This window comes from Terriglobales bacterium (assembly GCA_035573675.1).
Classification (GTDB): domain Bacteria; phylum Acidobacteriota; class Terriglobia; order Terriglobales; family Acidobacteriaceae; genus DATMAB01.
Genome location: DATMAB010000010.1, coordinates 212,627 through 236,298, shown reverse-complemented (window position 1 = coordinate 236,298; position 23,672 = coordinate 212,627). Strand labels below are relative to the sequence as shown.

Annotated in this window: 24 protein-coding genes; 6 read left to right on the top strand and 18 right to left on the bottom strand. The window is 65.1% G+C overall.

What is annotated here, in order from left to right:
* Positions 1 to 38: 38 nt before the first annotated feature.
* The 3 genes from VNK82_03190 to VNK82_03180 all read left to right on the top strand — a co-directional run bounded on the left by VNK82_03190 (position 39) and on the right by VNK82_03180 (position 4,244).
* Positions 39 to 1,463, top strand: coding sequence for a hypothetical protein (locus VNK82_03190; protein ID HXE89947.1), 1,425 nt, complete (start codon positions 39 to 41; stop codon positions 1,461 to 1,463).
* The gene (locus VNK82_03185; GenBank protein HXE89946.1) at positions 1,460 to 2,689 is read left to right on the top strand and encodes a glycosyltransferase family 87 protein; all 1,230 of its coding nucleotides are present in this window, start codon (positions 1,460 to 1,462) and stop codon (positions 2,687 to 2,689) included. The genes VNK82_03190 and VNK82_03185 overlap by 4 nt, the downstream gene beginning before the upstream one ends.
* A 160-nt stretch (positions 2,690 to 2,849) precedes the next feature.
* Entirely contained in the window at positions 2,850 to 4,244 is a 1,395-nt protein-coding gene (locus VNK82_03180; protein ID HXE89945.1) for a hypothetical protein, read from the top strand.
* A gap of 218 nt (positions 4,245 to 4,462) precedes the next feature.
* Here VNK82_03180 and VNK82_03175 read toward each other — a convergent pair whose 3' ends face one another.
* The gene (locus tag VNK82_03175; GenBank protein HXE89944.1) at positions 4,463 to 4,714 is read right to left on the bottom strand and encodes a hypothetical protein; all 252 of its coding nucleotides are present in this window, start codon (positions 4,712 to 4,714) and stop codon (positions 4,463 to 4,465) included.
* Between the two features lie 92 nt (positions 4,715 to 4,806).
* Here VNK82_03175 and VNK82_03170 point away from each other — a divergent pair, with 92 nt between their 5' ends.
* Positions 4,807 to 5,550, top strand: coding sequence for a polyprenol monophosphomannose synthase (locus VNK82_03170; protein ID HXE89943.1), 744 nt, complete (start codon positions 4,807 to 4,809; stop codon positions 5,548 to 5,550).
* A gap of 34 nt (positions 5,551 to 5,584) precedes the next feature.
* Here VNK82_03170 and VNK82_03165 read toward each other — a convergent pair whose 3' ends face one another.
* The 17 genes from VNK82_03165 to VNK82_03085 form a co-directional block, all read right to left on the bottom strand.
* On the bottom strand, positions 5,585 to 7,699 hold the full coding sequence (locus VNK82_03165) for a hypothetical protein (protein HXE89942.1): 2,115 nt from the start codon (positions 7,697 to 7,699) through the stop codon (positions 5,585 to 5,587).
* Entirely contained in the window at positions 7,696 to 8,106 is a 411-nt protein-coding gene (locus tag VNK82_03160) for a DUF192 domain-containing protein (GenBank protein ID HXE89941.1), read from the bottom strand. The genes VNK82_03165 and VNK82_03160 overlap by 4 nt, the downstream gene beginning before the upstream one ends.
* An 87-nt stretch (positions 8,107 to 8,193) precedes the next feature.
* Positions 8,194 to 9,102, bottom strand: coding sequence for a type II secretion system F family protein (locus tag VNK82_03155; protein ID HXE89940.1), 909 nt, complete (start codon positions 9,100 to 9,102; stop codon positions 8,194 to 8,196).
* A 4-nt stretch (positions 9,103 to 9,106) separates the two neighbouring features.
* The gene (locus VNK82_03150; GenBank protein ID HXE89939.1) at positions 9,107 to 10,075 is read right to left on the bottom strand and encodes a type II secretion system F family protein; all 969 of its coding nucleotides are present in this window, start codon (positions 10,073 to 10,075) and stop codon (positions 9,107 to 9,109) included.
* A gap of 26 nt (positions 10,076 to 10,101) precedes the next feature.
* Positions 10,102 to 11,397, bottom strand: coding sequence for a CpaF family protein (locus VNK82_03145; protein HXE89938.1), 1,296 nt, complete (start codon positions 11,395 to 11,397; stop codon positions 10,102 to 10,104).
* A gap of 17 nt (positions 11,398 to 11,414) precedes the next feature.
* Complete coding sequence (locus VNK82_03140; protein HXE89937.1) at positions 11,415 to 12,578, bottom strand: AAA family ATPase; 1,164 nt, start codon at positions 12,576 to 12,578, stop codon at positions 11,415 to 11,417.
* Positions 12,579 to 12,626: 48 nt separating this feature from the next.
* Complete coding sequence (locus tag VNK82_03135; GenBank protein ID HXE89936.1) at positions 12,627 to 13,829, bottom strand: Tad domain-containing protein; 1,203 nt, start codon at positions 13,827 to 13,829, stop codon at positions 12,627 to 12,629.
* Positions 13,829 to 15,358, bottom strand: a complete 1,530-nt coding sequence (locus tag VNK82_03130) for a type II and III secretion system protein family protein (GenBank protein HXE89935.1) — start codon at positions 15,356 to 15,358, stop codon at positions 13,829 to 13,831. Before VNK82_03130 ends, VNK82_03135 begins: the two co-directional genes overlap by 1 nt.
* Before the next feature lie 30 nt (positions 15,359 to 15,388).
* Entirely contained in the window at positions 15,389 to 16,234 is an 846-nt protein-coding gene (cpaB, locus tag VNK82_03125; GenBank protein HXE89934.1) for a Flp pilus assembly protein CpaB, read from the bottom strand.
* Between the two features lie 14 nt (positions 16,235 to 16,248).
* Positions 16,249 to 16,713: a TadE/TadG family type IV pilus assembly protein gene (locus VNK82_03120; protein ID HXE89933.1), complete on the bottom strand. Its 465-nt coding sequence runs from the start codon at positions 16,711 to 16,713 to the stop codon at positions 16,249 to 16,251.
* A gap of 18 nt (positions 16,714 to 16,731) precedes the next feature.
* Positions 16,732 to 17,148: a TadE/TadG family type IV pilus assembly protein gene (locus tag VNK82_03115; protein ID HXE89932.1), complete on the bottom strand. Its 417-nt coding sequence runs from the start codon at positions 17,146 to 17,148 to the stop codon at positions 16,732 to 16,734.
* Positions 17,145 to 17,654 (bottom strand): A24 family peptidase, encoded by a 510-nt coding sequence (locus tag VNK82_03110; protein ID HXE89931.1) that lies wholly within the window; start codon positions 17,652 to 17,654, stop codon positions 17,145 to 17,147. Before VNK82_03110 ends, VNK82_03115 begins: the two co-directional genes overlap by 4 nt.
* Positions 17,655 to 17,763: 109 nt before the next feature.
* A complete protein-coding gene (locus tag VNK82_03105; GenBank protein ID HXE89930.1) occupies positions 17,764 to 17,934 on the bottom strand; it encodes a hypothetical protein in 171 nt (56 codons plus the stop codon).
* A gap of 146 nt (positions 17,935 to 18,080) precedes the next feature.
* Positions 18,081 to 18,251, bottom strand: a complete 171-nt coding sequence (locus tag VNK82_03100) for a Flp family type IVb pilin (GenBank protein HXE89929.1) — start codon at positions 18,249 to 18,251, stop codon at positions 18,081 to 18,083.
* 348 nt (positions 18,252 to 18,599) lie between these two features.
* Positions 18,600 to 20,126 (bottom strand): hypothetical protein, encoded by a 1,527-nt coding sequence (locus tag VNK82_03095; GenBank protein ID HXE89928.1) that lies wholly within the window; start codon positions 20,124 to 20,126, stop codon positions 18,600 to 18,602.
* 179 nt (positions 20,127 to 20,305) lie between these two features.
* A complete protein-coding gene (locus VNK82_03090) occupies positions 20,306 to 20,980 on the bottom strand; it encodes an isoprenylcysteine carboxylmethyltransferase family protein (GenBank protein ID HXE89927.1) in 675 nt (224 codons plus the stop codon).
* Positions 20,981 to 20,990: 10 nt separating this feature from the next.
* Entirely contained in the window at positions 20,991 to 22,340 is a 1,350-nt protein-coding gene (locus VNK82_03085; protein HXE89926.1) for a sigma-54 dependent transcriptional regulator, read from the bottom strand.
* Positions 22,341 to 22,645: 305 nt separating this feature from the next.
* On the opposite strand from VNK82_03085, the gene VNK82_03080 reads away from it, so the two are divergent.
* Both VNK82_03080 and VNK82_03075 read left to right on the top strand, forming a co-directional pair.
* Complete coding sequence (locus VNK82_03080) at positions 22,646 to 23,170, top strand: helix-turn-helix domain-containing protein (GenBank protein ID HXE89925.1); 525 nt, start codon at positions 22,646 to 22,648, stop codon at positions 23,168 to 23,170.
* 22 nt (positions 23,171 to 23,192) lie between these two features.
* The gene (locus VNK82_03075) at positions 23,193 to 23,666 is read left to right on the top strand and encodes a hypothetical protein (GenBank protein ID HXE89924.1); all 474 of its coding nucleotides are present in this window, start codon (positions 23,193 to 23,195) and stop codon (positions 23,664 to 23,666) included.
* Positions 23,667 to 23,672 lie beyond the last annotated feature (6 nt).

Genomic DNA, 23,672 nt, shown 5'->3' with positions numbered 1-23,672 from the left:
TGGAATCTTCGCGCTCCATCTCGCGACGGGCGGCGTTCGTGGCCCTGCTGGCAGGGCTGGCGGTCCTTCTGGCTGCGCCCGTGTGGATGGCGCCGTATCCGCCGCTGGTGGATTATTCCAATCACCTGGCGCGGGCGTTCATCCTTGCTCATCCGGACGATCCCGGCCTGGCGCGCTACTACGCCGCCGACTGGGGCCTGCGCCAGTACCTGCTGCTGGACCTGGCGCTGGTGGCCTTGCAGAAGCTGGTCAGCATCGACGTGGCCGGGCGCCTGCTGCTGACACTGACGGCGCTGGTCCTGCCACCGGCGGTGTGGTTCTTCCTGCGCGCCGCCAGTCCCGCGCACGAATGGTTAGCCGCGTGGTCGCTGCTGTTGTGCCACAACTTCTTCTTCCTTACGGGCCTGGTGAACCTGCAACTCAGCCTGGCGATGTGCTTCCTGACCCTGGGAGTGTGGCTGCGCTACGTGGAACGCCCGAGTGCGGGGCGGTGGAGTGTGCTTGCGCTGTGTGCGACGCTCGCCTACTGCACGCACGTGATGGGATTCGCCGTGGCCGTGCTGGCGGCAGCCTGGCTGACGCTGCGGGTGCGGCACGACCGCGGCGCCGTGGCGCGAGCCGCGGCGGCGTTCCTTCCGGGACTGCTGTTGCTGGTGGTCAGCAGCTCTGGAGCGGCGGACTCGACGGTGCAATACGGCAGCCTGGGCGCCAGGCCGCTGGTCCCGCTGATCGCCATCGAAGCCTACTCGCAGCCGCTCGATTACGCCACTTTCGCGGTGATCGTGGCGGCCATTTTCTTCGCCTGGTGGAGAAATCCGGAGTTTCGCTGGAACGGGCCGTGGCTGGAGATCTGCCTGCTGTTGTATCTGCTGTACTGGCTCCTTCCAACGCGGCTGTGGACCGGCACCTACGTCTACCTGCGGCTGGCGCCGTTCTACTGGGTGGCGGCGCTGGCGGCGGCGCGCGTGGGGCGGCGCGCGCGCTGGCTGGCGCCGCTGGCCCTGCTGCTGTTTGCGGTGCGGACCGCACACCTTGCGCGCCATTGGGTGGCTGAGCAGCCGTTTCTTGCGTCGATGGCGCGCTCGTTCGAGGCCGCGCCCGAGTACGCGCGCGTGCTGCCCCTGGTGGGATGGCGAGGCGAGAAAAAACAGGTGCTGCTGGATTACTCGCACTTCTGGGCTTATGGCGTGATCGAGAAGCGCTGGCTCGTCCCCTATCTTTTCCACGATCCGGGTGTACACCCGCTGCGGATTTCCGCGGCGGGATACGTACCTGAGGCGGGTGCATATCCGCCCATGATCTATCGCGCGCCTCCGGACTGGGAGCAGGTACGCCGCGACTACGACTATGTGTGGGCGTTCCATGTGCCGGAGCTCGATGCACACCTGGCGGAAATTGGAACGCTGGTCTACCAAAGCGGTGAACTCAAGCTGTACCGGGTACGGAAGGAAGGCGAGCGATGAAACTTTCGCACCTCTGGTACTGGCTGGCGCTGGCGCTGGTACTGATCTCCTACGCGTTGTTCATTCACGGATACAAGCAGCACATCCTGCTGGGCTGGGTGGATTTCCGCAGCATGTACACTGCGGCGTGGATGGTTCGCGACGGGGCGGGAGAAACTCTGTACGACATTTCAGCGCAATGGGAAGCTTTCCGGCGCTACTCGCCGAGCGCGGAGCCGCTACCGTTCAACCACCCGCCGTTCGAAGTGCCGCTGTTCCTGCCGTTCACCTACCTCAGTTTCGGGCGCGCCTATGTGACCTGGCTAGCGCTGAATGTCCTGCTGGTCGGGGTGTTGGCGGTGGTCCTGACGCGAGTTTCCGCGGCGCCTCCGGGCATGCCCACGCTGGGCGTGGCCGCGGCCTGTTTCAGTTTTTTCCCGACCGCTTACATGTTCCTGCAAGGACAGGACTCGATCTTCATCGCCATTGGCTACACGCTGGCGTATGCTGCCCTTCGTCGCGGGCGGGAGGACTGGGCGGGGTTCCTGATCGGCTTGGGTCTGTATCGCTTCCAACTTGTACTTCCGGTGGTCCTTGTGTTCTTGCTTCGCCGGCGGTGGCGGGTCGTGATTGGATTCGCGGCAGCCTGCGTGCTGCTCGGCCTGGTCTCGCTGGGAGTAACGGGGTGGGAAGGAGCCCTGAGGTATCCGCAGTTTCTGCGCGAGCTGAACCAGTCGCAGGCGTACGGTGTGATCCGTCCGGAGAACATGCCCAATCTGCGGGGCCAGGTGATGACCCTGGTGGCGTGGCGCGTTCCCACGCTGTGGATTGACGCGGGAGTGGGGCTCGCTTCCCTAGCATCTCTGGTGTGGGTAGTGCGGAAATGGAAGCAGGCAGAAACCAGTGGCGCCGTGCCCTTCGACTTGCTCATGGCGCTGACGCTGGTGGTGACGCTGCTTGCGAGCTATCACCTCAATCTGCACGATCTGGTGTTGTTGCTGCTGCCGCTGGCGCTCGTAGCGCGCCACCTGGTCCAGACAAGAGGAAGCACGAGGCCCCTGCGCCGCACGCTGGAGATCACCACGATCGCTCTGTTCCTCCCGCCTGTCTATCTGATTCCGGATTGGCCGGACAAGACGCTGGTCTTGTTTTGCCTGCTGGTGCTGTTTGCGGTAGCGATCGCTGCGGAAGTGACGACCGCAGGAAAGGCCGATCAGAAAGGTCATGAGCCCACAGGCGCCTCATGACGATAGGTGCGAATCGCGTCGCATGTTGAATCTGACTCTCTTTCCGGTACAGTGGTGAGCATTGCGGGGAGGAAGAGTGCACCAGCAGCCGGCGGAGTCCAGCCAGCCAGTCCGCGCTCCCGCGCCGGCACCGGCAGACTCCAGACGGCGCGTCCTTCTGTTGGGATTCGTCGTCGCGGTCGCATTTAGCCTGCGCCTCGGTGCCGCCTTCGAGTTCCGCAGCCTTTTCTGGTCCGACGAGATCTTCCAGACCCTGGAACCTGCCCACCGGCTCGCCTACGGATACGGCATCACGACCTGGGAGTGGCGAGAGGGTACGCGCTCTTGGGTGCTTCCCGCGGTCCTGGCAGGCATCATGCGAGTTTCTGGGGGACTGGCGCCGGGTTCCAGCGGTTACCTGTTAGCGATTACCGTGTGTCTTTGCCTACTCTCGCTCTTGCCCGTGATTTTCGCATACGTTTGGGCGCGCCGGGTTTCCGCGCCGGGAACAGGCCTACTGGCGGCCGCCCTCTCCGCCGTGTGGTTTGAGCTGATCTTTTTCGCACCCAAAGCATTCAGCGAGGTAATCCTTGCCCACGTGTTCCTGGCCGGCTTGCTATTGGCGACCACAGAAGACCACCGAAAGGAACGTGGACGATTGTTGGCCGCGGGGATTATGTTCGGCATCACCCTGGCACTACGGGTTCCCTATGCTCCCGTGGTGGGTTTTGCGGTCATCTACCTCTGTCGGCGACAATTGCGCCAAAAGTGGCTACCGTTGGCGCTCGGTCTGGCGGTTTCCGTGGTCGCCTTCGGAATGATAGACGCTTTCAGTTTGGGATCTCCTTTTCAATCACTGTGGAAGCTCGGTTGGATTGATCTTGCAGAGTCGAAAAGCCTGCAGTTCGGATCGTCTCCCTGGTATGCGTATCTTGCTTCGCTAGTGTGGGTGTGGTCCTGGGGATTCCCGCTGATCGTGTATTTCGTGGCCCTCGGTGCGCCGCGTAGTCCACTGCTTCTCTGGCTGGTGGCCGTTCTGTTTGTCACACACTCCTTCTTGGAGCACAAAGAGTACCGCTATCTCTATCTCATGGTTCCGCTCGTCTGCACTCTGGCGGCTCTCGGCATGGCGCAGTGGGCCCAACGATTTCCGGCGCGTCGGCGAGCGGTGATCGCGGGATTGCTGGCCGCGTGGTGCCTGGGCTCAGGGCTGCTAGCCTGGAACTTCCGACCGTACTGGACGGCGTACTCCGGCAACCTGCGCGCCTTTGAGCAGATGAGCCGTTCCGGAGACACCTGCGGCGTGGGGCTGCTCGGCATGCCCTGGAACTGGACGGGCGGCTATGCCTATCTGCATCGCGACGTGCCCATCCTGCAGTTGGAAGTGCCGGGCGACGCTGCGCGCCTGAGCCCGCACTTCAATTACCTGTTGGCATTCGATGGTGCTTCTTCAGTGCCGGAAGGTTTCGAGCGCCAATGGTGCTGGCGCGGCTCCTGCCTGTTCACCCGGCCAGGTGATTGCACTCCCGCGCCCGGCTATCACATCAATCGGGTCTTGCAGCAGAGAGGGCAATAAACTCCTTCTTGGCGCCAGCGCCCAAGCAAGAACGCTTAGGTGAGCAGCGAAAGATACAGAAAACCGACTCGATAGTACAAGGGAGGCTTGAGCGAAGCCCTCCTTTCCGCGAGGCTATTTTGCTATAGTCATTGCGCCCGAACCCGCGGCGCGGAGCGTCAGAACTAGAGTTGGGAGCCAATCTCGTCTTGCAAGAGGACTCGACCCCTCAAGGTCAACTACGCATGGCTTCCGGCAGGAATGATGTAGCCGCAGCGCTGCGGCACGGGGCTACGCACGTGGATGCAGTTGAGATTGACCCGGTCATTCTGGCGCCGGGCAAGCGATACCATCCTGAGCATCCCTATGGTGATCCGCGGGTGACTGCGTACGTCGATGACGCCCGCACACTCTTTGAAGAAGACGCCTCGTCGATAGGATTTCAGCCATGTTCGTTCCAGCCCTAAGAGAAGGTTGATGCTGCTGGCCATCGCCTTCTACGCGCTTTCGGCCGTACTCCGGCCGCGGCGGGTCGCGGCGCCGGAGCCCGAGTCCGCGGTTGCGGTCGCGGAATCGTGAAGGGATGATGCGAGAAGCCCGCCCGCCACGCTTCGCCGTCGTACTGCCCACATATAACGAGGCGGCGAACATCGAGCGTGTCGTGCGAACGCTGCAGGAGGTCTTCAGCGCCGCCGGGCTCGTGGAGCATGAGATCGTGATCGTGGACGACGACAGTCCCGATGGCACGGGCTCGATCGCCGACACCCTGGCCGCCGCTTCAGGCGGCCGGGTCCGTTCCGTACGCCGCCAGGGCGAGCGGGGCCTGGCGACGGCGGTGGTGGCCGGTTGGAAGACTTCAAGCGCTCCCGTGTTGGCGGCCATGGACGCCGACGGCCAGCACCCGCCGGACGTGATTCCGCGCCTGCTCGAGGCTCTGGAGCGCGGCGCCGATCTGGCCGTAGCCAGCCGCTACACCGCGGGCGGCGACATCCCGCGCTGGAATATCGTGCGCCGATTGGGGTCGAAGTTCGCCACCTTCCTGGTGCGCCTGGCGCTGCCCGCCGGCGTCCGCCAGGTGCGCGATCCGCTCTCCGGCTGTTTCGCCCTCCGCCGTGAAGTGATCGAAGGTGTGGAGCTGAAGCCGCTCGGCTTCAAGATCCTGCTGGAAGTGATGATCCGCGGCCGCGTGCGGCGCCTGGAAGAAGTACCGTTCGTGTTCGCGCCCCGCGGCGCCGGCAAGAGCAAGCTGGGCGCACGCGTCGCTATCCTGGACGCCCTCCAGCTCTTGCGCTCTTCCTGGCAGAGCCGGCGCTCACGAGCTTCATGAAGGAGATGCTGCGGAGCCGCTAATCGCAGTATCGCTACTGCGTTCCCACCGAAAAGCCCAGCAGCGCGTCCACCTCGATGACTTCGTTGCCGCGCAGGACGGGGCGAAAGCGCCAGTCCTTGAGCGCCTCCATCACTTTGCCTGCGACCTCCTGGGAAGCGGCGCTGACCACGCGCAGGTCCTTGAGGAAGCCGGAACGGTCGAGCACGCAGGCGACGATCACGCGCGCCATAGGGGTGCCGGGAGGGAAGTCGGCGCGCAGCGGCTCGGGTGCGGTGAGGTCGCTTTGAAAGCCGCGGATGTCCTTGGGCCGCTCGGAGTACTGAAGCACGCCCGTGCCCAGGCGGGTCTGAATGTAGATGGTGTACACGCGAGGGCCTTTCAGCAGCCCGTACGTCGGGAGAGCGCCACCGGAGCGCGGCGTCGCAATCACCGTGATGGTGGGTACGCGCCGCCCTTCGGTCGGCGTACGGCCCGGCGGCGCCGGAGCTCCGGCCGTGGCGAAGCTCGGCAGGTTGACGACTCCGCCGCGGATGGTGACCCCGGCCAGCCCGCTGCGGCTGGTGCCGCTGCCCGTTCCGCCCGGTCCTGGCCCGGGAGAAATGCCGCCGTGTGCGCCGGCGTCCGCGCCAAATCCCGTTCCCGATCCGGCTGCGCCCGGTCCGGTGCCGTGCGCCCCGCTCCCTGATCCGGTTCCAACACCGATTCCGGTGCCGCCACCGGAGCCACCCGCCCCGGTGGTGCCTGAACCGGCAGGCGACATCGCCAGCGTGCCCACGCTTTCTCCGGGAACGCCGACGGCATCGCCGGGGCTGGTGGAGATCACGAGGCCGCTGGCCTCAGCCGTGCCGTCGGGCGAGCCCTCGGGATCGGTGCCCGCGCCGTGCGCTGCGGCCACCTGCCCTTCGGGGCGTCCGTTGGGATCGTCGGAAGCCACGTCGGGTTCGGAAGCAGCGTTGCCCGTGCCCTGGGGCGATCCCGCGGAGGCGACTTCAGGGATGATGCCGGTTCCGGTCGTGCCGGTGGCGATTTCTCGCAGGCTCCGCTGCCCCAGCGAAGGCGCCGCCAAGGTGGGCAAGGGCACGGCCAGCTTGGGGTCGGTCACCGTGCCCGGGGGAACGCGAATGTCGGGTGGAGGCGGCACGACGACCGTGGGCGTCTGGGGCACGTTGAGGGAGGCAACGGAGCGCCGCGGGTTCGGCGCCGGAGCGACCACCCTGGGCTCCGGCATGGAGATTCCCAGCCGTGTGCCGCGAGCTACCGCAGCCATGGGAAGCGGCGGTGGAGGCGCCGCAGCCACCGCGACCAGGTTGGCCACGGCGTCGTTGCGTTTGGGGAGGTTCAGCTTGGGGGCGTCGGCTACGCGCTCCACCAGCCGCGGCCCGCGGGAGATGCGAATGACCTGCGTGGGGTGGAAGGCTTCGCGTCCTCCGGAACGGCCCGACCGGCCGGCTTCCGCGCCGCCCACATCTTCCATGCGCGGAAGGTTGGGCGAAGGCTGCAGAACCACTTGCACCTGCGGCGGCTCTTCCGGCTTGTTCGGTTCGGGCTTGCTCGCTTCGCGTGAATTCGGCGTCGGCTGCCGAGCTTGGCGCTCTCGCGCCCGTGCCAGTTCCCGCGGCGTCAGCGCGCGGGCGCGTGGCTGCGCCACGACGGGAGGCGCATAGATGAGCGGTTCCAGCGGAAGTAAAGCGATGTGTTGCCGTTGCGGAGCCGGAGCCATGCGCCAGGCCAGCAGCGTGGCGAACGCCAGCGACGCAGCCAGTACGGCCAGGGCCCCCACCAGCCCGCGTGGCGTCAGCGGGAGGTGATCGCATTCGTTGGCCAGGCGCGGGGCGGAAAGCTTCAGCGCCGGCGCGACGCAGGAGAAGAAGTTCCCCCAGCCCTCTTCCCACTCCACCAGCAGGGCCGGTTGGAAGTCCTCGAAATAGTAGGCGGGAAGCGCCGGATCGCGACCCAGGGCGATCCCAAGTGCCGAGAACCCGGCCAGTGGCCGGTCCCACTCCACCAACAGGGCGGGTGCGCCGCCATTGCGGCGAAAGTAGTTCACCGGCAAGGGCGCTTCGCGTTGCAGGGCGGGGCGGAGAGATGTGGTGAAGTTGCGCCAGCGCGGCTCCCAGTCCACCAGCAGCTTGGGCTTGTCGCTCATGGGGCGGGCTGGTGGTTCCGTTCCCGGACTATCTCCAGTTGATCGCCGACGCTGGTGCCGGTGTTAAAGATGGTATGAGGCGGCAGTTCCAGCACCGTGGCCGCTTCCATGACCATTGGCGTCATGCGCCACGGGCGCACGTTCTCTTCCAGGCCCACGACTACCTGGTTGGCGTCCACGTACACCACGTCGATGGGAAAGCGCATCGCCAGCGTGTGCACGCCATGGCAGGGAATGATCCACAGGCCCGATCCGGGCGGGAAGCTTTCCTTGCTGCGGCCCATCAGGCCGCGCAGACGCCCGGCATGAGTATCGGCGACGCGCAGCTCACTGGCCAGGAAGGCCTGTCGGGTGCGGTTGTAGGCGTAGCCGCGGCGCTTGGAGTTCGCGTTGGACCCTGCGGCCATTCAATCACACCCGTTTCCCCTTGCGGTTGTAAACCACCAGCCCCAGCAGGAGCACCACGGCCAGGATCGCGTATTCCATGTTTCTCCCTACTTCAACGCCGGCAGCAGGTTCCGCATCAGCTGGATGGCCGCCGGTCCCAGGCTGACGAAGAACATGGACGGAAAAACGAAGAACACCAGCACCGGCACCATCTTGATGGTCGTTTTGGCCGCGGCTTCCTCGGCCCGCTGCCGGCGCTCGGTGCGCAGGGCGTCGGAGTGCACGCGCAGCGCTGTGGCAATGCTGGTACCGAAGCGGTCGGTCTGGATGAGCACCGCCACCAGCGCCCGCATGTCGTCCACGCCCGTGCGGACCGCCAGGTTGCGCAGGGCTTCCGCCCGCGGCTTGCCGGCGCGCATCTCCAGGTTCACCAATCCGAACTCATCGGACAGGTCCTTGTGGACATGGCGCATTTCGTCGCCCACACGCTGCACCGCCTGGTCCAGGCCCAGGCCCGCTTCCACGCAGATCACGGCCAGATCCAGCGCGTCCGGGAGTCCAAGCCGAATGGCCAACTGGCGAGCCTTCACCTTCTGTCGCAGCCAGATGGTCGGCAAGGTATAGGCCAGCCCGACGATGCCCACCGCAAACATGGCGTCGCGCGCGAACAGGTTCGTGCTCAGCACGAAAATCACCGCCGCCGCCAAGAGGGCCACGCGCGAGCCGAAGAAGATGGTGGCGTGCCGGGGCTCGCGGAACCCGGCCTGCACCAGCATGAGACGCATCCGCGAAAGTTCTGCCGGGGAAGCAGGCAGCGCCTTGGCCAGCGGAGTGAGCGCCTGTTCCAGGCGCTCTTGCATCTTCGGCTTCTTTTCCTCGATCCGTACGCCGGTGAGGGCGCGCAAGCGCGCTCCCAGCAGCGACGCCGGGGAAACAGCGGCGGCCATCAGGAAGAAGAACGCTGCCGCCAGCGTCACGAACATCGCGGCTGCAATCAGAATGTTGGTCAGTGCCATATGGTCAAACCCGGATACGGATGATCTTGCGGATCAGAAAGAAGCCTATGGTTTGCATCACGACGCCCGCCGCGATCAGCGCATGCCCGATGGGATCCGTCCACAGCGGCTCGATGAACTTGTAGTCCATCCAGGCGAACATGAGCACCACGCCCGGGGGCAGCAGCATCAGGATCAGCAGCGTCAGCCGGCCCTGCGCGGTGTAAACCCGGACCTGCCGCAGGATCTTGAAGCGCTCGCGGATCAGGTACGAGAGCTTGTCCAGGATCTCGGCCAGGTTCCCGCCCGTCTCGCGTTGCAGCATTACGGTGGTGATGAAGAACTTCACGTCCACCAGCGGGACACGCTCGCCCAGGTTGAGCAGCGCATCGCGCACCGGCAATCCGTATTTCTGCTCCTCGAACAGTTTGCGGAACTCTCCTGCTACCGGCTCGCCCAGCTCATTGCCGATCAACTCGATGGCCGTGGTGAACGCGTGGCCGGCGCGCGTGGCCCGCGACAGCAGCTCGATGGCTTCCGGAAACATCTCCTCGAACTTCTGAAAGCGCCGGGCCCGCCGGTAGGCGTAATAGAAGTAGGGCATCAGGCCACCCAGCAGGGCCATAGCCAGGCCCAGAGTGGGGATATTCGACCATTCCATGGCCAGCGCCCCGAAGATCATCGCCAGCGCCAGCGAGATCATCAGGAACTTGCCCGCCCGCGTGCCCGTATCCGCCTGATCCAGGAAGCGCTGCAACTGCCTGATGCGGGGAGACTGCTGCAGCACCCGGTTCAGGGCCGGAATCTCACTCAGGATCTCTTCCCGCAACAGGGCCAGCTCTTCCGAGGGGCCGCGCTCCTGCGCCCGTTCCAGCGAGAGCAACCGCTCGCGCATGGAGCGCGCTCGCACGTCCCGTTCTTCGAAGACCCCGGCCACGGTGAAGACGAGAATCACCACCAGGATGAACAAGCCGAGGACGACGAGGTAGACCATGATGCTTCCTTTCCCCCGAAACGCTCCTATACCACCACTTCCGTCTCGAACAGCGAGGAGGGCAGCCGGTACCCGGCCGCGGTCAGACGGTCGGTGAACTTGGGCCGGATGCCGGTGGCCTTGAATGCGCCGCGCACCTTGCCACGCTCATCCAGACCCCGCCGTTCGAAGGTGAAAATCTCCTGCATGGTGACGACGTCGCCCTCCATACCGGTGATTTCGGCGATGCTGATGACCTTGCGCGTGCCGTCGGTCAGGCGCTGCACCTGCACGATGGCGTGCAGCGCGGAGGCGATCTGCTGCCGGATGGAGCGGTCGGGAATATTCAGATTGGCCATGGAGACCATGTTCTCCACGCGGGAGAGCGCGTCGCGCGGAGTGTTGGCGTGGACCGTGGTCAGCGAGCCCTCGTGGCCGGTGTTCATGGCCTGCAGCATGTCGAAGGCCTCGTCCCCGCGCACCTCGCCCACGACGATGCGGTCGGGGCGCATACGCAGCGCGTTGATCACCAGTTGCCGCTGGCGCACCGCGCCCTTGCCTTCGATGTTGGGGGGCCGCGTCTCCAGTCGTACCACGTGCTCCTGTTTGAGCTGCAGCTCGGCCGCGTCCTCGATGGTCACAATGCGCTCGCTCGAGGGGATGTAGCCCGACATCACGTTGAGCAGGGTGGTCTTGCCCGCGCCGGTTCCGCCCGAGATCAGGATGTTCAGCTTGCCTTTCACCATGGCCTTGCACAGTTCCAGCATGGGCTCGGTGATGGACTTATTGGCCACCAGATCCTTGTCCGTGAGGGGGTCGCGCCCGAAGCGGCGGATGGAGAGCGAGGGTCCGTCAATCGCCAGCGGCGGGATGATGGCGTTCACGCGCGAACCGTCCATCAGACGCGCGTCGACCAGCGGGGAGGATTCATCGATGCGCCGCCCCACCCGCGACACGATGCGGTCGATGATCTGCATCAGGTGGGCGTCGTCCTTGAAGCTCAGGTTGGTGCGCTCCAGTTTGCCGGCGCGCTCGATGTACACGTTGGCGTGTCCATTCACCAGGATGTCGCTGATGGATGGGTCCTTCAGCAGCGGTTCCAGCGGCCCCAGCCCGAAGATCTCGTCCAGGATCTCCCGGGCCAAACGCTCGCGCTCGGCAAAGCTCAGCGGCACCGCTTCCGAACTTACCGAATCGCGGATGACCGCCAGCACCTCTTCCTTGGCGGTCTCGCTGGGTGTCTTGCCCAGCTTCTCCAGGTTCAGGCGCTCCAATATCTTGCGGTGCAGCGTCGATTTGACCTGCTGGTACTCGGTTCGCTCGAAGAAGGTTTGCAGTTCCAACGATCTCTCTCCTCAAATCAACGGAATGGGGTCCAGCTCTTGGGTTTGGCGGTTGCTCCCTGAGTCAGCGCCGTCGCCAAACCCTGGAACGCGCGCGAGACTTCCGAATGGTTTGTCTGCATCACCGGAACTCCCCGGTCGATGGCGTTGGAGATGGCCGCGTAGTTGTTGGGGATCTTCCACAGCAGCTTGGTGTGCGTGGCCGCTTCGGCGTCGGCGTCGGTGAAGCCGGAGATCTTGCGGTAGCGGTTCAGCACCAGGCGGAGCCGCTCGCGGCCGCTCCCGTCGTTCAGGAAGTTCTGCACCTTGTTGGCGCTCCACAGCGAAGCCACGTCGGCATGCGCCACCAGCAGCACGGTGTCGGAAAGGTCGCTCACCATGCGGGTGATGGCGTCCAGCCGCGAGGAAGCGTCCACCACCACGTGCCGGTAGTGGCTCACCAGCATGTCGAACAGGCGCGCGAATTCCGCGTGCGACGGCTCCACCATCATCGGCTCCTGTACGCCCGCCAGCAGATGGATGCCGCGCTCGTCGCGCGTCATGAAGCCTTCCAGCAGGGCTCCGTCCAGGCGGTGCAGGTTGCGGATGGCGTCCACCACCGTGAACTGCGGCTTCACGTTCAGATGCAGGGCCACATGGCCCAGCGGAGCCAGATCCACCAGCGCCACTCCCCCCTGCATGCCTTGCAGGGCCGTCGCCGTCTGCACCGCGATGGTGGTCGCGCCGCTGCCGCCCTTGGCGTTCACCACCGTGAACACGCGGCCGCGCACGCCGTTGGTGCGCGTCTTGCGTTGCGCCGAGGTCAGCCGCGCCAGCGCCTCCAGCAGGTGGTTGGTGCCCACCGGGCGCTCCAGAAACTCCGACGCTCCGCCCCGCATGGCGGCCACGATCACCTGCGGCTGGGCCATTTCCCCTACGGCGAACACCGCCGCAGCCGGCAATTCCGCATGCAGCAGCTCGATGGCTCGCAGGCCGGGCGTAGGGTCATGCGAGGGGATGTCCACCAGCAGCACATCCGGGCGGGCCTCGTGAATACGCCGGATGATGGGGTCGGTGGCCCCTACCGGGTAGCCGGGCACAGCATGGGTGGTGCGGGCGATAGCGGTGCCATCCACCAGCATCTTCAGGATGGTCCGCTGTTCCTCGTCCAGCGCCAGAATGACTACAGCTAACGCAGGCATGCTCGGTCCCTATTCTCCCTATACTGCCATCGCCGCTCTCGGTGCCGATCAGGTGGTAGGCGTCTGGATCAGCCGGATGGGATAACCGCCCGGCCCTGAGACGCTGCCTCCCGCCCCGGCCCCCCCGCCGCCTACGCCGGCGCAGGTGGTGATCCCGACCAGGTGTGCAGCCACCCTCTCATTCGGGTTGATACCGCCGCCCCGGCCCCCGCCTCCGGGACAGCCGATTCGGGGTCCCAGGCCGTCTACAAAGATGGTCACGAAACCGATCACGACTACCCTTTGCCCAGCGGTTCCGGAGTTGATGACCTGCGCGCAGTTGTCATAGACGGGAGCCAGCACCAGCGAAGGGGTGTCGACCACCAGCGTCTTTGACGGCTCGTTCACATACTGCTGGTTCGTCGGCGACCAGCTACTCCACCAGGTATCCGCGGGATCGCCGATAAGGTCGGTCACGCCTTGCTGCACCGGTCCCACCATGTCGCCGGTCTTGAGGGGATAATCGTTCCCGCACTCGATGATGTCCTCGTCCGCACTGGGACACTGGTTCAGGCATCCTGCCCAGGTGCAGCGGTAGGCATCGGCGCCGGCCCCGAAATCCAGTGAATAGAACTGCCCGGGCGCCAAGGGGTTCTGCAGGGCCTCGTCGTTCGGGTCCGTCGGACGGATCTCGTGGCAGGTTCCCAATTGGCTCTGGGCAAAGCTCGTGATGTTCCCGTTCGAGTCGAAAATCCTCTCGCCGTTGTTACAGGCCGTAACCGGATTGTTGGGGCTGAGGATGGTCGTGGGCAGAAACACCGGTTTGACGCACCGCGAGCCCGAGCCGGCCGACAGCGCTTCCGCCGTGGCCCGGGCCACGACATCCAGCGAGCGGATGCCCAGCACGCGCGCGAAGACCGTGCTGATCGCGCTCGTTCCGGAGCGCGGGACGGTTACCGTCACCCTGCGGTTGGGAATGTCTACCGTGACGTCGGTGGCCGCGATGGTCGCCGGCGCGCCCAGAACGTAATTGGCTTGGGCCGCGGCCCGCGCCGCGTCAATGGCGGCGCCCGGCTGGCTCAGGCCGGTAAAGGCGAACGTGTACGCGCCCGCCAGCGCGCCCGCGTCCGCTGCATGCTGCGCGCTGGTCCGTGCCGTGTAGGCGAACCCCAGGTCAACCGCCAGCGCCGCCATCGCGAACAACACCACCAGAAACACCGCCAGCATGACGATGGTCATGCCACGCTCGCGATTCCTGCTTCGGCCACGCATCACTTGCCCCCTCCCGTGGGTTTGGGTTTGTCGAATTTCTGCTTGTCCAGGAATTCTTGGGGGAATTGCGGTCCCGGCGGGAGATCGACGCTGGGCGACACTTTGCGCGCCGTCACCAGCACCATCAGCTCGCCGGTGGTCTTCTGATTGAACTTTTGCCGGAACAAATACCCGATAATCGGGATGTCTCCCAGCCCGGGAATCTTCGAGGCCACGTTGGCCACGCGATTGTCAATCAAGCCGGCAATCAGGAAGCTCTGTCCGTCCTGCAACTCCAACTCGGTCTCCGCGCGTCGCGTGACCAGGGCGGGGATGGTGAAGCCGGAGATGGTGACGCCGTTGGCGAAGTCCAGTTGGCTTACCTCCGGCGCCACTTTCAGGCGGATGTTTCCCGTGGGCATGATGTAGGGCGTGAACCTCAGCCGCACGCCGAACTCCTTGAACTGGACCGTGACGTTGCCTACGTTGCCTCCGCCCTGCACGATGGGGATGGGAAACTCGCCGCCGGCCAGGAAGCTGGCCTCCTTGCCGTTCAAAGCGATCAGGTTCGGTTCGGCCAGGATCTGCGCCAGCGACTTCTGCTTCAGGGCCTGGATGGCTGCGCCCACGTGCACATCCGGGCGGAACAGGAACACGTTCAGCGGGTCGATCTGCAGGTCGCTGCTGAAGGAGCCTTCCGGCACGTCCTTGACGTCGGTGTCGGTCAGGTTGACGGGCGGCCGGCTGCCCGTACCCGTCTGGCCGACGACGGAGACGTTGGTCGCGAACAGGTTGACGGCGTAGCGCTCCAGAGCGTCGCGGTTGACTTCCGCGAACTTCACCTGCAACAGCACTTCCTGCGGTTCGTAGGGACCGTAGGTCAGCACGTTGACCACGGACTTGGAGTAGGCTCCGGCCAGGGCGCCGGCGTTCTTTTGCACTTCCTCGCTGCTCACGTGCCCGGAAAGCACGATGGCATTGCGCGAGGCCGATACGTTGATCCTCTCGCTGGGAAAGATGCGATGGATCTCCTCCGCCGCCGAGGTGGCGTCCACATCCACCCGCAGGTCGAAACTGCGGGAGCGCTCGGCCTCATCCCACAGCACCAGGGAGACCTCGCCGGGCTGGCGACCGTGCACCAGGATCTGGGTCGGGGTCACGACCAGGGCATCGGCGACGGTCGGATCACTCACCGCCACGCGCTTCAGCCGGTCCGTGGTGTTGACCAGGATGGACTTGCCCGCCAGCACCCGCAACGGCACCGAGCCTTCCGGAAAGCCCTCCTGCGGCATGCCGGCTTCCGCGGCGGGCCCAGTGGCTTGTGGGGCGCCCGTGGCCGTCGGAGCCCCGGGCGTCACCGATCCCAGTGCCTCGGCGGCTCCCTGTTGGGCGCCCGAAATCGCCTGTCCCAGGCCGGTCGGAGCCTTTTTGGGCGTCATCGCTCCGGCTTCGGCCGCCGCCTGCATCGCCCAGGCTGCCGGGGCCATTGCCATCGCCGCCATCACTACCAGACTCCCCAACGACAGCCACCGCCTCTCGGTTTGTGTCATCGTCTCGCTCCGTCCCCCGGCTTCTGGCGCCTAGAATTTTGCCTCGTCACGCTTATCCCCGCGGATCATCTCCACTACGTAAACCTTGCTCGGTTCCGGCACAGCCGCGTGCCTGGCTCGCCGGGTCGACGCTCCGGACACCGCGGCCTTGGCCTGTTGCGGCTGCGCGCCCGCGGCTACGTACAAGTCCCCATAGTACGTTCCCTTCGGTTTCACCTCGTCCCTGTCCAGGGGGTTCCGCAATGCCAGGTGAATGGAACCCTGGGTGCTGGCCAGGGTGAGCTTCTGCGCGTCCTCCGGTGAAAGCAGCAGGGTCACCACGGTAGTGTCCTTCTTGGAGGGCTCCTTGGCTTGCAGGTCCTGGTTGGCCGTCAGCACTTCGACGTTCTCCAGCACGGTGGTGGTCACGGTCTGGCCGGAAGGCGAGCCGGGCGGAATGCCCGTCAGCAACACATCCACCCGTGTGCCCGGCTGCACGAATCCGGCCACGGATATGTCCTCCCGCACCCGCACGGAAAGCGCCCGCATACCCTGCGGGATCTTCGGCGGCAGGCCGGCGCCGGCCTCGCGCGGCGCCAGCTTGCTGTTCAGCACCACTTCCTTTTCCGAAATGGGCACGATCACACCCCGGCCTGCCACTTCCTTCAGGTCGCCGAACACTCCCTGGGGCAGTTGCGCGGTAGGCAGCCGCGCCAGTTGCAGATCGGAAAGTTGGATCTGCTGCCCCACCTGCAGCGCCTTGGCGGCCACCACCACGTTGGTGGTGCTGCCTGCATCGGCCTGCGCGCCGCGCAGGACTCGCAGCGCTCCGAAACTCACCAGCGCCGCCAGCACGACCGCGATCATTCCCACGACTAAGAACCGTCTCCGGTCCATACGATCCTCCTAGCTCAGTTGCACCCGTAGAAGTTTCGGAACTGTGCCCGTCCGGCGAGCGGCACCGTGGTCGGTGCGCTGGTGAACGGGATGCGCGGCAGATACCGCAGCGTATAGTTGAGCTGCACCACCACCAGCGATGTCGAATAAGTCAGCCCTGACGGCGAGGTGATCAACGCGCACTGGTTGATGGTGACGTTGCTTCTGGTGATGGTCACTCCGTTGGCCGCGGCGTAGGCCACCACCCGGTCCTTGATCGCATTGGTTCCATTGAAGCCTGTTGCGGGATTGTCCTTGTTGGTCAGGATGATGGAGAACCGCGCACCTTCGCGGGCGGCATTATTCAGCACCTGGTGGGTGCGGACCAGGCTGGCCCCCTCGATCACCACCAGCGCCATAAACAGCAAGAGTGGCAGGGCCACTGCCATCTCCACGATCTGCGTTCCCCGCTCCCTCGATTGCCACTGGGTCGACCTCATCGTCCGGCGTCTCCTGCCTCAGGGGGAGGTCTCGTTGCGCATCGTAGCGGTTGTGCTCAGGCCCACCGATCCGAAGCGGAAAAAGAAGAACGTATACGGGGCGTTCACCGTTACCTGCGTATGAGTCACGGGCACATTATTTATCGTGGCGGTCACGTTCTGCGTCACCGAGATTGTCGCTCCCCGCACACCCGCGCTGTCCAGAAACCGTTGGACCTCTGCCTGCACGGCGGTCGTCGTCGGGAGCGTATTGGTGCCGCTGAAGGGCGCTACCGAGAATCGCGCTCCCTCGCGCGCCGCGTCGGTCATGACTTGGTACTGATTGTACGCCCGTCCGAATTCGATATTCGCCAAAATCAGGGTGAAGAACAGAAGAATCGTGATGGCGCCCTCCACCAGCGTAGCGCCGCGCTCGTAACCGCGCTGGTTCCTCATCGCGCCACCAGTGCGAACAGCGTGCCGCAGGCCGCTGCCACGCCGAACGGGGCTCGGATCATGGCGGCGTTCTTCACATGCAGCACGGGATGGGCGCGCAGCCCTTGCGCTTTCAGCGCCCGCAGGATCTCGCGCATGTTCTCCAGCGTCTGCCGCCAGGCTCCGCGCCGGAAGATCTGCGCCACCGCCATCAGCGCCGCCACGAACACGGCGATCTGCATGGCCACCAGCCAGGGTTGCAACCCCAGCAGGGCTCCGAGGGCCGCCATCAGCTTGACGTCACCGCCGCCGATGGCGCCCAACTGAAAGAACGCCAGACCCACGGCGAATCCCAGAAACGCGGCCGCAGCCGCCGACGCCAGACCTCCGCTCCACAAGTGGAACGCCAGGCCGGCCACCACGCCGCAGGTGGTGAACGCGCGCGGAATCTTTCGCCAGCGCGCGTCGCCGATGGCACAGGTCACCACGAAGGCGATCACGAAGGCTTGCCACAACCATTCCGACATACGGGCGCCTCGCGTCTCCCCTCTCGCTAGTTCCTATTATGGCTCAAAAAACCGGGAGCGGCAGGACGGGACGGGGTGTCAGCCCACCTGCCGCTCGCATCCAGCACTCCTACGGGGTGGTCAGCTGGTCCGACGCGGCGTTGAAGATGTTGCTCGCATTGGTGCCGATCAGGCGCACCGCCCCGATCACCACGACGAGAATCACCGCCAGCATCAGCGCGTACTCGGCGACGTCCTCGCCCTTGTCATCCTTCCACATCTTCCAGACGAGTTCTGTCACGATCTCCTCCGGTTGGCTTCTACGGTTTGGTTGGACAGCCGGGTACTGCCACTGCCGCCCTATCCCGGCGATAGGACTCCGAAAGCCTGGGGAAGCGCAAGGGGTGCTCGGGTCCAGGCCCGAATTGCCTCCTTCCCCCGCCTCGCCTACGGGGTGGTCAGCTGGCCCGACGCAGCGTTGAAAATGTTGCTCGCGTTGGTGCCGATCAGGCGCACCGCCCCGATCACGACCACCAGGATGACCGCCAGCATCAGCGCGTATTCCGCCACGTCCTGGCCCTCGTCATCCCGCCACATCCTGCGAAGAACGTCCTTCATGTTTGTTTGTCTCCTCCCGAACCCCGGTGAGCGAAAACGCCCCCAGCGCTCGATTTCGGCCTCCGTAGATTGCATTTTTGGGGCAAATCCAGCCCTTGGAACGAACCTTTATTTGGTTTATTTTCTATGTATTACGCGGGTAATCTGGCTGGTAACCCACCCCACTGTCCGATTTCTGAGACACCCCACCAACGTGGCTGCTCTACCCGGGCGACAGTGGAGGTTCCCCCGGCCTGATAGTGGGGGTAGCGTCTCGGTGTGACCCGGGAAAGCGGGGCGTGCAGCGGAAAGCGGAAAGCGGAAAGCGGATGGGGAGGCTTCCTATAGCCACTCACCACTGGCACCTGGCTACTGTTTTTTCACGAACACCACCGCTTGGTCGTCCTCGTACACGTTCGCCCAGCCCGGGTCCTGCCGCAGCAGACTGGCGATAGGCATGTGCGGTTCCACCATCACCGTGCGTACCCCGAAGCGCTCCAGCGTTTCCGGCCACCCCGGCCGTCCCCGATACGTGCGGAAATATTCCATCATGAACGCATCGCCGTAGAGGTCGGCCCGGCCATCGATGTAGCTGCGATATTGCGGATACAGGTGCCAGATCAGGTAGCCACCCCAGTCATAGCGGTGATACACCGGCGCCGGAGGCTTTTCGTGTTTCAGAAACTCCACGGCGCGCCGCGGAAATATCTCCGACTCCGCTTGCGGCTGGCTGGCAATCACATCGGCGAAATAAAACCCACAGGCCGCGACCAGCACGCCCAGCACCACGGCGTTCGTTGTTCTCTTGGTCGGCGTCAGGGGAGTTTCCGGCTGCGCCATCCAACTTCCCCAGCTCTGCCGGCGCACCCAGTCCCAGGCGTGCGCCGCCAGCAGCGGCGTGGCCACCAATGCGAAGAGCGGGATGTGCCGGCCGGAACGCAGCGCCAGCCACCCGGTCACCGCCAGCAACAGCGCATCGCTCACCCGTGCCCGCCGCGGCGAGATCGCCATCGCCCCCGCAGTGGCGAAAATCAGCACTGCAAACGGCAGCATGCTGGCTTTGTGGAAGTCCGGCGAGAGCCAGTCGCGAAGGTTTTCCGCCATCGCCTCCGATTGCAGCGTCTCGAACGGATACGCGTACAGCCGTGCGCCGTTGGGATTCAGCGGAATCACCGCCAGGCACGCTGCCGCTGCCGCGGCCAGTGGAAATGCGCGCTTGAACGCCGCCCTCCATCCCCGGCCCTCCACTAGTTCATCCAGGACCAGTCCCGCTGCCAAAACTCCGACCAGCGCCGGACCCGCCAGGAATCCGCCGTGCAGATTCACCCACAGCACCATCAGCGGCGGCATCCACACCAGTCGCTTCGCCTGGCCGTCGCGCGCGTACGCGTCGGCCAGCCACAGGAAGATGCTGGCCAGCAGCATGGTGAACATCTGCGGCTGCACGCCCCACACCGGCGCGGTCGAGAAGGCGCCCAGCAGCAGCGCGAATCCGGCCACGAACGGCTGGCCCTCCAGCCGCCGGTCCACGATCCACCACGCTGCCGCAATCACCAGACTGAAGAACAGGATCAGGCCGCCCCAGTCGGCCACCCGGTACAGGGCCCAGATCAGCACTTCCGATAGCCACTCATGCGTCACCCACGGCTTGCCGGCGGCGGTGTAGGAAAAAGGATCGGTGTGCGGGATGCTGCGCGTCTCCACCATCCACTGTCCCGTGCGCAGATGCCACCAGAAATCCGGCACCAGGATGGGTCGTGCCGTAACTCCCAGCAGCGACACCAGCACCACCCAGTGGAACACGCGCCGCGTGGAAAGTCGGGAAGAGGAAACGGGAGAGGAAAAAAGAACCTGCGCGCCCGGCTCAGTCGGCACCGCCGCTTCAGTGGCACTCATCTGCGCCCGATTGTAGCGCGCGCACGCGTGTGTGGTGTCGCTTATAACGGATTACCTGCGGGTGTGAAAACGGACCCGATTGTAGACGCCCAGCGTCTTCTCCAGCCGCGCGGGCAAAATCCTGAGCGAAGTCAAAGGTCTTGAGGTCCCCGGACCCCCGGGGGCTACCTCTTCAATTTCTACGAATCAGCAGGCGCGCCCAGGGGCATGCTCGCCGGCGATTCCTGGCGCGGCGGCCTGGGCAGGAACGCCCCAACGCGACGGGCATACTCCTCATACTCCGGGAACGCCTTTCGCATCACCTGTTCTTCGTAATTCACTCGTACCACCGTGATGGCCAGCCACGCCAGGTGGGCGATTAACACGGCGCCCGTGGGCTGGAAGAGGAATCCGGCCAGGTTCTGCACCACGATCATGGCGTAGATGGGATGGCGTACGTAACGGTACGGACCATTGGTGACCAGCATCCTCGCCTGCGGCACGATGCTGAACGCGCGCCGCATGTGCCAGATGCACCACACCTGGAAGGTGCTGCCGCCGAGCAGCAAGAGGCCCGCCACGGAAGCCTGTGTCGACGAGGGCGTTCGCGCCAGCCATTCCGGGTACCAGCGCGCCGCGGCCAGGCCGAAGATTGGAAGCATGAGGATGCTGGCGTACGCAGAGAGCGGCGGCAGCCATCCTCGGGCTTCCGCGCGCACCGGGCGCCGCAGCAGAAAGGACAGGGAGACGCCGAACTGGTGCAGCAGGGCCGGCAGCAGGAAAATGCCGAACTCGGGCACCTGCACCATGACTCGGATGCCGCAGGCAAGAAAGACGGCAAATCCTACCCAGTCCGTCCAGTGCCGGGTATTCATCGTGGGTTCCTCACTGCACTCTCGGAGGGATATCCAGCTCGTCGATCAGCCGATGGAGCGACGACCGCGCGATCTTCAGCGACCGGGCCGCCTGCAGCTTGTTGTTCCCGTACTCCTGCAGGGTGCGCTGGATCAGGCGGCGCTTGAAGTTGCGGACTTCCTCTTCGAACGACGTCGGCGCCGTTTCTTCTTCCCAGCCCGCGAACTGCGAAGGCAGATGGTTGATGCGGATGTCCGGCCCCTCGCAGATCACCACCGCGCGCTCCAATACGTTCTGCAGTTCGCGCACGTTGCCCGGCCAGTCGTACTCCTGCAGCGCGCACATCGCCGCCGGCGAGATGCGCCGCGCCGGTTTCTGGTGCCGCTCCGCGAAGTTCTGCAGAAAGGCGTGCGCCAGCAGAGTGATGTCGTCCCGCCGCTCCCGCAGCGGAGGCAGTTCCAGCTCCACCGTGTTCAGCCGGTAATAGAGGTCCAGCCGGAAGCTGCCCTGTTCCACCAGTTGCTTCAGATTGCGGTTGGTGGCGCAGATGACCCGCGCCTCCATGGCCACCGGCTTGTTGCTGCCCAGGCGCTCGAACGTCCTTTCCTGCAGCACCCGCAGCAGCTTCACCTGCATGGCCGGCGAAAGATCGCCGATCTCATCCAGGAAGATGGTCCCTTGTCCCGCCGCTTCGAAGCGTCCGCGGCGCACCGCGTTGGCGCCCGTGAACGCTCCCTTCTCGTGCCCGAACAGCTCCGATTCGATCAGCGTCTCCGGCAGCGACGAGCACGCCACCGCCACAAACGGCTCTTTCGCCCGCGGGCTCGCCTGATGGATGGCCCGCGCCAGCAACTCCTTGCCCGTCCCGCTCTCGCCCGTCACCAGCACGGTGGCGTCGGTTTGCGCTACGCGCTGCGCCAGTTGGAACACCGCGCGGATCTTGCCGTCCACGCCCAGCACCGCGGGAAAATCCTTCAGTTGCGGACCCTGCGCCCGCAACCGTTCGACCTCGCGGTTCAGGTCGCGGAAGCGCGCGGCCCGCCGCAGGACGATGCGCAGCTCCTCCATCGAGCCGGTCTCCATGAAGCAGTCGTACGCGCCCGCCGACATCGCCTGGCGCATCACGGCCCGGTCCGGTCCGGCCACAAAGGCCACCACCGGCGCCGCGTCCGGGTTGCGGATGATCTTCTGCAGCGATTCCAGACACTTCGCGAAGCGCGGATCCTCCGCCGGCGGCAGCCCCACCAGCACCACGTCGCACTCGGTCAGGAGCTCGCGATCGTCCGCCGCCGCAGACCGCATCTCGAATTCCTCCCCGAGCTTCTCCCCCAATAGCTGGAAGAAGTCTTCCCGCTCGTCAATGAAGCAGCACTTGACCACCGGTCACCCCGTTACCGGTTCATCCCCTGATTGTGATGCTTGCCTGGCTTGCTTTCGAGGTCTCTGTGGGCGGCCAGGTCGACCCCAGCCTCGCAAACTACCGCCCAGTCTAGGTTTCTCCCTCGCCGATGTAAAGGTTTCTTTGGTAATGCCCGAGTAACCACTCGGCAACGCCGTCACCACCCAGCCGTGGCCCGATGTTTATCCCTCGCCGATTGCTCATGGCTCATCCATCGCGCCAACCTCCTCCCGCCCTTCACGAATATCACTTGCAATATGCAAGTAAATATGATACTGTCCATCCCGTGCCCAGAAAGCCCAGATCCGAACGCCGCTCCGGGTGCCCGGTAAGCGTCTCGCTCGAGCGCTTCGGAGATCGCTGGTCGCTGCTCATCATTCGCGATCTCATGGTTCGCGGCTACCGCACCTTCAAGCAGTTCCAGCAGGCAGGCGAGGGCATCGCCACCAATATCCTCGCCGACCGGCTGCGGAGGCTGGAAGCCGCGGGCATCATCACCGCCGAGCCCGAGGAGAGCGACGCCCGCCGCGTGAACTACCGCCTGACGGAGAAGGGCATCGACCTCGCGCCCGTGCTTCTGGAGCTGCTCATCTGGGCTGCCCGCCACGAGGAAACCGGCGCGGCCTGTGCCCTCATCGAAAGGATGGAGCAGAATCGTCCGGCGGTCTTGGCCGAGGTCCGGCGTCGCTGGCAGGAGCGCGATCCCACTCCGCTGTTGCCGCGGGTCGGCGACCCCGCTCTGAATTTCGATTCGCCACTCACTTCGTCACTCCGCCACTCCCAACCCAACGCAGTTCATTCCAGGAAGTAACCAACAAGGAGAGCGAGGAATCATGGAAAGCAAACCGACCCACGAGCAAGCCCAACTCCACCTGCAGGTCTACGATCTGCGCCGCGAGGCCCGGCTCCGCCAGGCCCGCGACTGGTTTCACCGGGATTTCCACCCGAAGAGCTTCGACGAAGCCATGCGTCTCGCCGCGCCCGGCACCGAAGCCGGTGCGTTCTTTGGCATGGTTGTCGGCTACTGGGAACAGGCCTGCGCCCTGCTCAACTACGGCCTTCTTCACGAAGACCTCTTCTTTGAGACCAGCGGCGAGTTCTTCGGCGTCTGGGAAAAGCTCAAACCCATCGTCCCGGAGGCGCGCGAGAAGTGGACCTACAAGCCGCTTTTCGCCCACCTGGAAAAGGCCGCCCAGCGCTACGAGGCCTGGGCGGAGAAGCGCAGCCCCGGCCACGTGACCGCCATGCGCCAGTTCATGCAGCAGATGCAGCAGCAGTTGCAGCCCAAGTCTGCGTCGGCGGCCTGAGCCCGC